Origin of the sequence: Bradyrhizobium ganzhouense, from assembly GCF_049949285.1 — a bacterium.
Taxonomy (GTDB): domain Bacteria; phylum Pseudomonadota; class Alphaproteobacteria; order Rhizobiales; family Xanthobacteraceae; genus Bradyrhizobium; species Bradyrhizobium ganzhouense.
This window is the reverse complement of record NZ_CP181318.1, coordinates 4,557,994-4,570,168: the sequence shown is the minus strand read 5'-3', so window position 1 is coordinate 4,570,168 and position 12,175 is coordinate 4,557,994. Positions and strand designations below refer to the sequence as shown.

The window sequence follows — 12,175 nt, the reverse complement described above, 5'->3', positions numbered from 1 at the left end:
TAAGGCGCCATTTTCACGTCGCGAATTCACCGGCCTACTCAATACCATCGATGCCGGACCGAAGACGCTTGCCGAACGGGATTCTCGCGATTCCGGAACCCCCTGCGTCGTTTTTATAAAGCGTCCGCTGTGGCCAAACTAGGGCTTAGCATCGGAACCGGTATTCCCCGGCTAATTGCCGGCCCCCGCCGTTGCCATCCGCTTGGCCAGGAACGTGTCGATCGCCTGGGCCATCGAGCCTACAGCTTTGGACCGCCATCCCTCGGACACGAGGTGCTCGAGATCGCCCTTGTTGGAGACGTAGCCGATCTCGACCAGCACCGAGGGCACGTCGGGGGCTTTCAGCACCCGGAAACCGGCCGACTTCAGGGGATGCTTGTGCATCCGCACGGTCGACTTCATTTCGCCCATCAGCAAATGCGCAAAACGGTTTGAAAAGGTGCGGGTTTCCCGCTGCGTAAGGTCGATCAGGATGTCGGCGACGTCGGTCGGCTCTTCCGCGAGATTAAAGCCAGCAATCGCGTCGGCGCGATTTTCGGCATCGGCCAGGCGCTGGGCCTCGGCGTCGGAGGCCTTGTCCGAGAGCGTGTAGATGGTGGCGCCCTGCGCATCACCCTCGGCTTTCGGCAGCGCATCGGCGTGGATCGAGACGAACAGCGCGGCATTCAGATTGCGGGCGATCTTGGACCGGTCATTGAGCGGAATGAAGGTGTCGTCGTCTCGTGTCATCACCACCCGGTATTTGCCGGCCTTTTCCAGCCGGTCGCGCAGCGCCAGGCCAAAGGCGAGCACCAGGTTCTTCTCGCTCTCGCCGCTCGACTGGGTGCCGTTGTCGATGCCGCCATGGCCGGGATCGATCACGACGACCGGACGGCCATCGGAAGGCGCCCCCGGCTTTTGCGGCGCCGCTTCAGGCGCGGCAGGAATCGTTGCCGGCGGTGCGGCGGCGATCGCCGGCCGCAGCTCAGGGCGATTCTCCGGGGCGGGCGTCTGCACGAAAGCCGCGCGGTCGACCTCCTCCAGCTCGAGCACGAGCCGGGCCGGCTGGCCGTTGGCGGCCTCGAGCACATAGGAATTGGTGATCTTGGCGGGCCCGGTCAGGTCGAACACGATTCGGGAGCCACCGGGCATCACGAGCCCGTAGCGGAAGGCCTTGACCAGCCCTCGCCCGGCCCCGGTGCCCGGACCCAGCTGAAAATTGACCTGGGGAACGTCGACCACAACCCGGTAGGGATCGGCGAGCGTCGTGGCGCGGAAGCTGACGGTCTGGTCGAGGTCGAGAATGAAGCGGGTTTGCTTGCCGTCGCCCGCCAGCCGCGCAGCTGTGGCAATCGGAAAATTCGCCGTTGCAACAGAGGGTTGCGATGGGCTTTCGGCCGCGCTGAGACGCGAGGAATCGGCGCACGGCAGTGCCGTGGCGCACAGCAGCGCAACCCCCAGCAAAACCCGTTGATTTGTGCGGCTCGCCACCGAATCCGTGCCTCCGAGCAGCCCTCTTTAACGCAATAGAACCACAGGGTTAATCGATCCTTAATGACGGAATCGCGAAACTCTCCGACTGTGACCGGCGTGCGACGCTCCCTTGCACGGATGGCCCATTCCTCGTATGTACGGATTGCTGACGGCCGATAATTTCCGGTTGTGTCGCATTCAGCCTCCCGGTGCAGCGCCGGAACGCCCAAGGTTTGGGAATTCCAGCGTTTTTCTGTTCCCCTCTAAGACCAGCGCGGTGCGCGGCAGCGAGGTGGAACGGGGCAAGCCCCGGCAGCGGACGGTTTCCGGTTACCACACTGTTTCCGGGACAGTTTTGACAGCGACGCGGCCAGTTACCCGGTCCCTTAATCCCAAGGGGGCGGTTTGTGATCCCAAGGCGAGCGCGCACGCGCCATGCCTGGCTAGCAGCAATTGATTAGGGGCGGCCCCGCCGCCCAATGTTTCAGACGGGCCGACGCTTGATGCGCCAGACTGTGCCGACGAATTCTGAAGGACCTTTCGCGACGCTGCGGAGTGACACTCCCGCGCGCCGCTTCGGTCCTGAAGCTTCCGGTTCGGCAGGGCGCGAGAGACGGCGTTTCGGCCTTCCCCTCACCCCCGAATCAGGTGGACCGTCGCGTCACCCGGCAGCGCTCTTCGCGCCCACGGTCGATCGCGCCCGCCGCCGCCAAGAGTTAAGACATGCCCAACAAGATGTTGATCGATGCCACCCACCCGGAAGAGACCCGGGTCGTCGTGGTCCGCGGCAATCGCGTCGAAGAGTTTGACTTCGAGACCGCGCAACGCAAGCAACTGCGCGGGAATATCTACCTCGCCAAGGTCACAAGGGTCGAACCCTCGCTTCAGGCCGCTTTCGTTGAATATGGCGGCAACCGCCACGGCTTCCTCGCTTTCAGCGAAATCCATCCCGACTATTACCAGATCCCGGTCGCCGACCGGCAGGCACTGATCGAGGCCGAAGAACAGGCCCATCGCGAAGCCGAAGAAGAAAGCGAGAGCCGCTCCCACGGCCGCCGCCGCTCGCGCCATCGCAACGCCCGCCGCCGCGGTCATGGCGAGCGCGTCCGCAGCGACATCGTCGAGGGCCTCGACGCCGGCGCCGATCCGGCCGCTCAGCCGGTCGAGGGCCAGGCCCCGCCGGAGCATGCCGACGGCGCTGCGCATGAGGGCGAGCACCTGCACGCCGATGCCGGGCATCACGACGAGCACGAAGGTCACGACCACGATCATCACGACCATGATCACGACGATCACGATCATGAAGAACATGGGCACGATGATCATCACGCCCATGATGACGAGCACCATCACGCGCATGATCATGACGACCATGGTCATGACCACGAGCACGATCATCACGACCACGACCATGCCGATGAGACGCCCGCGCCTGTCGCAGCGATCGGCGCCGAGCCAGTCGTCGCGGCTGAGACCGTTGCCGAGCCTCAGGAGGCTCCGGCCTTCGAAACGCATGTTGAGGCTTTTGCCGAAGCCGTGACCTCCGTCACCGAGCCGGCCGATGCCGTCTACACCGCCGGTGAGAGCACGGAAGCTTCGCATCAGGACGCGGAAGCGAGGGCCGACGAAGACGACGAGGACGATGAAGACGGCGAGGAAGCCGAAGAGGAACACGTCGAATCCGTCGGCGGTGACGACGTTATGGAGGAAGTGCCGGAGCGCACCTTCCGCCCGCGCCGTCAGTACAAGATCCAGGAAGTCATCAAGCGCCGCCAGGTGATGCTTGTGCAGGTGGTCAAGGAAGAGCGCGGCAACAAGGGCGCGGCGCTGACGACCTATCTGTCGCTCGCCGGCCGCTATGCCGTTCTGATGCCGAACACCGCCCGTGGCGGCGGCATCAGCCGCAAGATCACCAGCGCCCAGGACCGTTCGCGCCTGAAGGAAGTGGTGCAGGATCTCGACGTGCCCGAGGGCATGGGCATCATCCTGCGCACCGCAGGTGCTGCCCGCACCAAGCCCGAGATCAAGCGCGACTTCGAGTACCTGATCCGGATGTGGGAGACGGTGCGCGACCTGACGCTGAAGTCGCAGGCCCCGACCCTGGTCTATGAGGAAGGCTCGCTGATCAAGCGCTCGCTGCGCGACCTCTACAACAAGGAGATCGACGAGATCTCTGTCGCCGGTGACTCCGGCTACCGCGAAGCCCGCGACTTCATGAAGATGCTGATGCCCGCCAATGTCAGCGCGGTGAGGCAGTATCGCGACGGCCAGCCGCTGTTCTCGCGCATGGGCGTCGAGAGCCAGCTCGATGCGATGTTCTCGCCGACCGTGCAGCTGCGTTCCGGCGGCTACATCGTGATCAACCAGACCGAGGCGCTGGTCTCGATCGACGTCAACTCCGGACGATCGACGCGCGAGCACCATATCGAGGACACCGCGCTCAAGACCAATCTGGAAGCGGCCGAAGAGGTCGCCCGCCAGCTCCGCCTGCGCGACCTCGCCGGCCTGATCGTCATCGACTTCATCGACATGGACGAGAAGCGCAACAACCGTGCGGTCGAGCGCAAGCTGTCCGACTGCCTGCGGCAGGATCGCGCGCGCATCCAGGTCGGCCGCATCTCGCATTTCGGCCTGCTCGAGATGTCGCGCCAGCGCATCCGCGCCAGCGTGCTTGAATCCTCGACCGATCCCTGCCCGCATTGCGGCGGCACCGGCCATGTCCGCTCGGTGTCCTCGGTGGCGCTGCAGCTGCTGCGCGGCCTCGAAGAGATCCTGATGAAGGGCGCGACCCACAACCTCGTGGTCCGCACCCGCACCGACGTCGCGCTCTATGTGCTGAACCACAAGCGCGGTCATCTGCGCGATCTCGAAAACGGCTTCAAGGTCTCGCTATCGGTCATCGCCGACCCCAGCGTCAGCGGACCGCAGGCCTATGTCATCGACCGTGGCGAGCAGGTGCATACGCTCGAAGCCGCCAAGGCGCTGCTGGCGGCACAGGCGGCCGCAAGCCCGCCGCCGCTGGTCGAAGAAGCCTATGACGACGAGGAGTTCGACGCGGAGCTGGAATCCGAAGTCGAGACCGAGGAGACCGAGGGTCTCGCGGAAGAACAAGCTGCAGGCGATGCTTCGCCCGAGCAGGATGGCCAGCGCCGCAAGCGCCGCCGCCGTCGGCGTGGCCGCGGTGGTCAGCGCGACGGCGAGGCGCGCGAGGATGGTGCTCCCGCGTCTCCCGAGGGGGCGCTAGCGGCCGGCGAAGGCGAAGAGGATGCCGACACCGAGCAGGACGGCGAGGAAGGCGAGGAGCAGGCCGCCCGTGGCGATCAGCAGGGCAGCGGCGAGCGCCGGCGCCGGCGTGGTCGCAGGGGTGGACGTCGTCGGCGCGGCAACGGCGAGGAGGGCCTCGCCGGCTCAATCGGCGACGAGCTCACCGGCAATCAGCCGTCGGAAGCAACCGATGCGGTTGCTGATTTCGATAGCTCCGGCGGCGAGACAGCTCCGTCGATTACCCATTCGGAGCATATCGCGCCGGTCGAAACGTCTCAGCCCGAGTTTCAGTTGCAGGCACCGGTTGAAGCGCCGGTGCAGCCCGCGCCTTCTGCCGCTGTTGCTGAGGAAGAGCCCGCATCCGACGACAAGGCGGCACGCCGCCGCTCCACCGTCCGGGAGAAGGTGAGCTTCCTGTCGAGCGGCCCGAGCGAGCCGGCAACCCCGGTTGCGGCAGCGCCGGAGCCGGTTGCTCCGCCCGCGCCTGAGCCCGCCCCGGAAGCGGCAAGCGAGACGCCGGCCGCACCGCGTCGCGCCGGCTGGTGGTCGCGCCGTTTCGGCGGCGGCGAATAGAACGAAGCACCCAAATAAGAAAACGCCCGGCCTGGCCGGGCGTTTTTCATTTTAAGCATCGTCTGAAAGTTACGATTGCAACTCGTCGTCACCGAGCGACGCCACCTCGCGCGATGCAATCTGGCGAAGTTGGTCGTAAAGATCAGGCGCCTCGCTGGTGCAGAGACAGACGCCCGTGGCGGACGGTGCCTCGCCGGCGTTGAGGTAGGCGTGGCCCATGGTGCTGTCGAGATAGATGCCGTCGCCCTCGCCAAGGATCTCCGGCGCATAGAATTCAGTGTGAACAGCGACGCGTCCACTCGTCACCAGAAAATACTCTTCGCCGGCATGGCGCAGCAGCGGACCGAATTCGTCCAGCGAGCGCGCGCGGACCTCGGCCACGATCGGCACCATGCGTTTGCCGATCAGGTCGGTGCATTGATAGGTGTAGGTGTAGAATTTCGTGTTGATCAGCTGCCCCTGCCCGGCCCGGCTGATGCTCCGCCGCGCGGTGACCGGCCTGCCTTGCGCAGGCGCTGAGACCGCCGGATTGAACAGCTCCGCGATCTCCATCTTCAAGCCGGAGGTGAGCTGGAGCAGCTTGTCGTAGGTCAGCGACATCAGGCCGTTCTCGACCTTCGACAGGGTCGACAGCGCCATGCCCGTCCGCTCCGCCACCTGCTTGAGCGTCAGGCCGCGCGCCTGGCGCGCAGCCTTGAGACACTGGCCGAGCTGGGAGTTGGCACCTTCGGGCGTCGTGATCTCGCTCATGCAGCATCTCTATCACGCCGCCGGGAAAAAATATTGACCGATCGGCCTAATCTTTTTTGACGTAATCCGTCACGGAATACCTCTCCAGGCTCCCTCCTGGACGTGAAGGCGAGGATTTGTGCATGAAATGCCCGGATTTGACGAATATTGGTGCGTCAAACTCACTTTCCGATATACTAAATTGTTTTCATAATTTGAAAGGACCCGGCGTTGTCCCAACTTTGCGACACGAGTGCCGTCGAGCTGCGCCGCCTGCTGGCTGCACGGGCGATCTCGCCCGTCGAGGTGCTCGACGCCTGCCTGTCCCGCATCGCCATCACCAATGCCGCCGTCAATGCGGTCGTGACACTCGACGAGCCGGGGGCACGTGCCGCCGCAAAGAAGGCTGAGGCCGCGATCCTGCGCGGCGAGGATCATGGCGCCCTGCATGGGCTTCCCGTCCTGATCAAGGATACCCAAGACACCGCCGGAATGCGCTCAACCTACGGCAGTCCGCTGTTGCGCGACAATGTCCCGGCCGCCGACCAGGGCTCGGTCGCACGGTTGCGTGCGGCAGGCGCCATCATCTTCGGCAAGACCAACACGCCGGAATGGGCTGCGGGCGGCAACACCCGCAACCCTGTGTTCGGTGCGACCGGCAATCCCTTCGATCCCATGCGCTCGGCGGCAGGCTCCTCCGGCGGATCGGCAGTCGCGCTCGCCTGCGGCATGGCACCGCTCGCCTCGGGCTCCGACACCGGCGGCTCCCTGCGCAATCCGGCCGGCTTTTCCGGCATCGTCGGCATGCGCCCCTCCTACGGTCTCGTGCCCAGCGAGAAGCGCATCTTCGGCTGGTCGAACCTGTCGACCGACGGACCGATGGCGCGCAACGTCGCCGACGCCGCGTTGATGCTGTCGGTGATGGCGAGCGACGATGTCCGCGATCCGCTCGCATACACCCTACCCGGCGAACCTGTGCGGGCGCGGGCCGAGCATTGGGCTGACCCGCGTCCCGCAGAGCTCGGCAAGCTGCGTCTCGCCTTCACTGAAGATTTCGGCTTCGCACCGACCGAGCAGGCGATCCGCCGCGTATTCCGCAATCGCGTGAGCAAGCTTGCGCCGCTGTTCGCTGAAAGCCGCGAGGCGACTCCCGACTGCACCGGCGCCGACGATGCCTTCGCCGTGCTGCGCGCGGGCATGTTCCTGGCGACGCATGGCAAGAATTACAAAGAGCGGCCGGAGATGCTCGGCCCCAACGTGCGCGCCAATGTCGAGGAAGGCCTCGGCTATTCGCTCGAAGACCAGGCCCGCGCCTCCACCACGCAGACGCGGATCTATCGCGCCTACCAGGCTTTCTTCGCCAATTGCGACGTGCTGATCAGCCCGACGATCACGCTCAGTCCGCGGCCGTGGTCGGAGCTCTATCCCGCCGAGATCGATGGCGTGCCGACGAAATCCTACTTCCATTGGCTCGCGCTCGCCTATGCCGTCACGCTTCCCGGCCATCCCGCGATCAGCATCCCGCTCGGCGTCGATGAAGCCGGCCTGCCCTTCGGCCTGCAGATCGTCGGCCCGCGCGGTGGCGATGCCATCGTGCTCGCCGTTGCCGCGAGCCTGAAGGCTGCATTTGCGGGCGATGCGCAATTGTGCCGGCCGGTGCCTGACCTGGCGCGACTTGCGGCAGCGCCGCCGCTGTCGTCGGCGCCCGGCTTCCTCACCTGGGAATAGATCAAGCAAGCAGGCATGACCGCCGGCTCGCCGGCGCAGCGGAGATCAGCATGGCCGAATTGTCGAACCGCAAGACCGGCATCGTCGCCTCCGCCTTCGGCTTCCTGGTGGCGATGACCGCGTTGTCCGTCGTCGTCGCCGCCACCATCAACACGGCGCAGCCCAGGCTTGCCCCGAAGGCCGCCTGACAGGAGAATTCTGCCAATGCAAAGCGCAATCATCCTCGGCGGCGGCATGGTGGGCGTCGGTGCCGCCTTGCATCTGAGGCAACGTGGCTGGACGGTCACGCTGGTCGACCGCAAGGAGCCCGGCCGCGAGACCAGCTACGGCAATGCCGGGATGATCCAGGCCGAAGCAGTGCGGCCCTATCCGATGCCGCGGGATCTCGCCTCGCTCGTGAAGATCGCGACCGGCCGCACCAACGACGTGCGCTACAGCTTGTCCTCGCTGCATCGCCATGTCGAGCCCCTGCTCCGCTATTGGTGGCATTCGGCGCCGAAGCGGCATCGCGAAGCGATCGCCGCCTGGGCGCAGCTGATCGCCTATGCGACGCCCGAGCACGACATCCTCATCCGCGAGGCCCATGCCGACAATCTGATCCGCCGCGCCGGCTATCGCGCGCTGTTTCGCGATGCTGCCGCGCTCGACCATTCGATCAAGGCCGCGGAAGAAGACCGCCGCGAGTTCGGCGTGAATTTTCGCGTGCTCTCGGGCAGCGAGCTGACCAAGGCCGAGCCGATCCTGCGCGACGATCTCCCCGGTGCGATCCATTGGCTCGACACCTGGACGGTGTCCGATCCCGGCGCCCTGGTCACCGCCTACGCCAATCTGTTTGAGCGCCTCGGCGGCACCATCGTGCTCGGCGATGCGCAGTCACTGCAGCAGACCGCGACCGGATGGTCGGTCGACACCGACAATGGCCGCATCGATGCCGCCAACGCCGTCGTGACGCTCGGGCCGTGGTCGCCGGATCTCTTGCACAAGTTCGGCTACCGGATTCCGCTGGTGCGCAAGCGCGGCTACCACATGCATTACAGCGGCGGCGCCTCGCTCGACTTGCCGCTGGTCGACAAGGGCCAGGGCTACGCGATGGGCCCGATGGCCAAGGGCATCCGCATCACCACAGGCGCGGAGCTGACCGGACCGGACGCGCTGGCAACGCCGGTGCAGCTCGCCAGCGCCGAAGCTTCCGCGCGCGAGCTGATAGACCTCGGCAAGCGCGCCGAACCGGAGCCGTGGTTCGGCACCCGTCCCTGCACGCCCGACATGGTGCCTGTGCTCGGGCGCGCTCCGCGTCACCCCGGCCTCTGGATGAATTTCGGCCACGGTCACCAGGGCTTTACGCTCGGCCCCGCCACCGGACGCCTGCTCGCGGAGATGATGAACGGCGAGACGCCGTCGATCGATCCGACGCCGTACCGGCCGGAGCGGTTCTAGCTCGCCGCCTTCGCGGCGAGGACTGAGAGCGCAGCCGTCAGACGCATCAGCGGGTCGTCCCATTCGCGCGGGCGGCGCTGACGAAACAGCCGCATGGTCGGATACCACGGACTGTCCTCGCGATCGCGTAGCCAGCGCCAGTCGAGCGCGTAAGGCGTGAGCATCCACACCGGACGGCCGAGCGCGCCGGCCAGATGCGCAACCGACGTGTCGACGGCGATGACGAGATCGAGCGCCGCCACCGCCGCCGCCGTGTCGGCGAAATCGCCGAGCGCCGGCGCGAGATCGATGATGTCGCCGCCGAGTGCCGCCAGCACCGCACCGTCTTCCGCGCGCGGCTGCTTTTGCAGGCTGTAGAGCTGCACGCCCGGCATCACGAGCCGCGGCAGGACTGCCCCGGCCGACAGCGAACGCTGCCCGTCGCCCTTGTGCTTGGGATTGCCGGCCCAGACCACGCCGACCTTCAGCCGCGTCTCGCGACCGAGCACGGCGCGCCAGCGCGACAGCGTCTCGGGGTCGGGATGCAGATACGGAACGTCCGCAGGCAGATTGTTCAGCGTGGTGCCGAACAGGCGCGGCAGGCTCATCAGCGGCAGTTGCAGATCGAACGGCGGCAGCGCCTCGCCGCGCGGAATCACGGTGACATCGGGCAATTGCCGCAGCAGCGAGGCGAGCGCGGGCTGCACCTGCAGGATGACCTTGCCGTCCTTCCCGGTCACCATCGGCAGATAGCGCACGAAATGCAGGGCATCGCCGAGGCCGTATTCGGCGAATACCAGCAAGGTGCGCGCCTTGAGCGGCTCGCCCTGCCATTCCGGCTCACTGAAAGTCGGATCGCCGTCCGACAGCGTCTTGCACTTGCGGCGCCACCGATAGGCTTCGAACCCCTCGACGAAATGGCCGTTCATCAGCAGGAAATGCGCGTGGTTGTATTGCGCGAGCGGCTGCTCCGGATCGAGCGCAACCGCGCGGGCCGAGACCGCGAGCGCCTCGTCGATCTCGCCGGCGTTGCGCAGGGCGACCGCGAGGTTGGCGTGGCCCTTGGCATAGGACGGATCGACCGCAACCGCGCAGCGATGCGCGGCGACCGCATCGCTGACGCGCTGCTGCTTCTCGAAGATGATGCCGAGATTGGTGTAGGCCGGCGCGTGATCGGACTTGAGCCGCAGCGCGTGCTCGCAGGCGGCAACGGCATCGTCGAGTTCGCCGAGATCGGAGAGGCAGGCGCCGAGATTGGTGGCGATCATGTGATCTGTGGGATCGCGCGCGAAGCTGTGCCGGTAGATCTCTGCGGCCTCCTGCAAATGGCGGGCTTCATGCAACACGAGACCCAGCAGACGCAGCGCCGCGACATTGTCTGGCGCGAGTGCGATGGCGCGGCGATACTGGTCAATGGCCTCTTCGAGCAATCCTTGTCGATAGAGCGCCGCGCCGAGATTGCAGATCAAGCCGACATCGTCGGGATCGAGCTGGAGCGCGCGGCGATAGGCGGCCACGGCATCGCCCAACCTGTTCTGGTCCGCAAGCACGTTGCCGAGATTGAGCCAGACGCCGCGGAAGGCGGGCTCGCGCGCGATCACCGCGCGATAGGCGTCTTCCGCCTCGATCCGCCGTCCCTGCCCGGCGAGCGCGACGGCGAGGTTGAAGCACGCGCGCGTCATATGCGCATCGAGCGCGATCGCGTGGCGATAGGCGGTCTCGGCCTCGCCGAAGCGCGACAGCTCGCCCAGTGCCACGCCGAGCTTGTTGTGCAAGCCGGCGTCATCGGGCCGCCCGCGCAGCGCACGCTGGAACGCGGCCACGGCGCCGGCGTGCTCGCCTTTCACCGCAAGCGCATCGCCGAGCGTGACCAGCGCCGGCGCGTGGTCGGGATCGATGTTGAAAACCCGGTTGAGCAGCGCGGCGCCGTCGGCCGCGCGGTCGGTGACGAAGGCCGCGACGGCGGCTAGATGCAGCGCCGGCACATGGTCCGGCGCCGCCTTCAAGACCTCGGTGCAGAGCGTCTCCGCCTGGTCCAGCCGACCGGCCGCAAAATGCTCCGCCGCGTCCAGCACAATCCGATTAACAGCCGCATTGCCCACGATACCGCCCGCCCCTTCGACATCAGAGATGCCGGTTAAACGCGCGAGGCCGTGGATTCCGTCAGTCGATATGCGTGGCGAGAACTTTTCGAATGCGCTCGGCATCCTCCGGCGTCGCCGGATTGTAGACGACCATGCCGAGATCGGGCCGGCCGTCGACCGAGAAGGCCGAATATTCGAACGCGATCGGACCGAGCACGGGATGGCGCAGATGCTTGACGCCCTCGCCATAGGAGCGGACGTCGTTGTCGGCCCACAGCTTCGCGAAGTCGGGGCTGAGACGGCACATCTCGTCGACGAAGTCGGCGACATGCGAGGCCGCGCCGGCGCGCGCGACATCGGCGCGGAATGCCGCGACCACGAAACGGGCCACGCTGTCCCAATCATATTGCGCGGCACGCACCCGCGGCTCGGAGAAGATCAAGCGCAGGATGTTGCGCTGCTCGGGCAGCAGCTTTGAATAGTCGGTCAGCACGATCGTGGCCGCGCGATTCCAGGCGACGACGTCCCAGATCGTCGTGCGAATGATCGCCGGGCTGGTCTCCAGCGCGTCGAGCACGCGCTGAAGCCGCGGCGAGACGCCCTCACTCGCCTGGTAGCGGACGTCGGGTGGACGACCGAGCCCGATCAGGAACAGATGCTCCCGCTCGACGTCGGTCAGCATCAGCGCGCCGGCGATCCGGTCGAGCACATCGGCTGACGGCGCGCCGCCCCGCCCCTGCTCCAGCCAGGTGTACCAGGTCGGGCTGATATTGGCCCGCTGCGCCACCTCCTCGCGCCGCAGCCCCGGCGTGCGCCTGCGGCTGCCGCCAAAACCGAAGGCAGCCGCGTCGAGCCGGGTCCGGCGGTCCTTCAAATAGGTCCCGAGCAGGTTCTCGCTGGTGGTCTCGCTCATCCTGTTAGCTATTATA

General features: G+C 66.3%; 9 protein-coding genes. 4 read left to right on the top strand and 5 right to left on the bottom strand.

Going from position 1 to position 12,175, the window contains the following annotated elements; all coding sequences use genetic code 11:
- Positions 1-171: 171 nt before the first annotated feature.
- Both ACLFLU_RS20885 and ACLFLU_RS20880 read right to left on the bottom strand, forming a co-directional pair.
- Entirely contained in the window at positions 172-1,470 is a 1,299-nt protein-coding gene (locus tag ACLFLU_RS20885) for an N-acetylmuramoyl-L-alanine amidase (protein WP_426406768.1), read from the bottom strand.
- A gap of 615 nt (positions 1,471-2,085) precedes the next feature.
- Complete coding sequence (locus ACLFLU_RS20880) at positions 2,086-2,967, bottom strand: hypothetical protein (RefSeq protein WP_426406767.1); 882 nt, start codon at positions 2,965-2,967, stop codon at positions 2,086-2,088.
- A gap of 21 nt (positions 2,968-2,988) precedes the next feature.
- On the opposite strand from ACLFLU_RS20880, the gene ACLFLU_RS20875 reads away from it, so the two are divergent.
- The gene (locus tag ACLFLU_RS20875) at positions 2,989-5,289 is read left to right on the top strand and encodes an Rne/Rng family ribonuclease (RefSeq protein ID WP_426406766.1); all 2,301 of its coding nucleotides are present in this window, start codon (positions 2,989-2,991) and stop codon (positions 5,287-5,289) included.
- A 69-nt stretch (positions 5,290-5,358) separates the two neighbouring features.
- On the opposite strand, the gene ACLFLU_RS20870 is transcribed toward ACLFLU_RS20875, so the two are convergent.
- Positions 5,359-6,039 carry a helix-turn-helix domain-containing protein gene (locus tag ACLFLU_RS20870; RefSeq protein ID WP_426406765.1) on the bottom strand — a complete coding sequence of 227 codons (681 nt, stop codon included), beginning with the start codon at positions 6,037-6,039 and terminating at the stop codon, positions 5,359-5,361.
- A gap of 210 nt (positions 6,040-6,249) precedes the next feature.
- On the opposite strand from ACLFLU_RS20870, the gene ACLFLU_RS20865 reads away from it, so the two are divergent.
- From ACLFLU_RS20865 to ACLFLU_RS20855, 3 genes are read left to right on the top strand one after another with little or no spacing between them, the layout of a single operon-like run.
- Positions 6,250-7,746 (top strand): amidase, encoded by a 1,497-nt coding sequence (locus tag ACLFLU_RS20865; RefSeq protein ID WP_426406764.1) that lies wholly within the window; start codon positions 6,250-6,252, stop codon positions 7,744-7,746.
- A gap of 50 nt (positions 7,747-7,796) precedes the next feature.
- Positions 7,797-7,934: a hypothetical protein gene (locus ACLFLU_RS20860; protein ID WP_426406763.1), complete on the top strand. Its 138-nt coding sequence runs from the start codon at positions 7,797-7,799 to the stop codon at positions 7,932-7,934.
- Positions 7,935-7,950: 16 nt separating this feature from the next.
- Entirely contained in the window at positions 7,951-9,183 is a 1,233-nt protein-coding gene (locus ACLFLU_RS20855) for an NAD(P)/FAD-dependent oxidoreductase (protein WP_426406762.1), read from the top strand.
- Here ACLFLU_RS20855 and ACLFLU_RS20850 read toward each other — a convergent pair.
- Together ACLFLU_RS20850 and ACLFLU_RS20845 are read right to left on the bottom strand one after the other, a co-directional pair.
- Positions 9,180-11,369: a tetratricopeptide repeat protein gene (locus ACLFLU_RS20850; protein WP_426406761.1), complete on the bottom strand. Its 2,190-nt coding sequence runs from the start codon at positions 11,367-11,369 to the stop codon at positions 9,180-9,182. The genes ACLFLU_RS20855 and ACLFLU_RS20850 overlap by 4 nt on opposite strands.
- Complete coding sequence (locus ACLFLU_RS20845; protein WP_426406760.1) at positions 11,326-12,159, bottom strand: helix-turn-helix transcriptional regulator; 834 nt, start codon at positions 12,157-12,159, stop codon at positions 11,326-11,328. Before ACLFLU_RS20845 ends, ACLFLU_RS20850 begins: the two co-directional genes overlap by 44 nt.
- Positions 12,160-12,175 lie beyond the last annotated feature (16 nt).

Excerpts from the sequence above, each read along its gene's own strand:
- ACLFLU_RS20880 (WP_426406767.1), bottom strand. The coding sequence starts at position 2,967 with ATGCGTTTCGAAGGCCGGAGCCTCCTGAGGCTCGGCAACGGTCTCAGC.
- ACLFLU_RS20870 (WP_426406765.1), bottom strand. The coding sequence starts at position 6,039 with ATGAGCGAGATCACGACGCCCGAAGGTGCCAACTCCCAGCTCGGCCAG.
- ACLFLU_RS20860 (WP_426406763.1), top strand. The coding sequence starts at position 7,797 with ATGGCCGAATTGTCGAACCGCAAGACCGGCATCGTCGCCTCCGCCTTC.
- ACLFLU_RS20855 (WP_426406762.1), top strand. The coding sequence starts at position 7,951 with ATGCAAAGCGCAATCATCCTCGGCGGCGGCATGGTGGGCGTCGGTGCC.
- ACLFLU_RS20850 (WP_426406761.1), bottom strand. The coding sequence starts at position 11,369 with ATGCCGAGCGCATTCGAAAAGTTCTCGCCACGCATATCGACTGACGGA.
- ACLFLU_RS20845 (WP_426406760.1), bottom strand. The coding sequence starts at position 12,159 with ATGAGCGAGACCACCAGCGAGAACCTGCTCGGGACCTATTTGAAGGAC.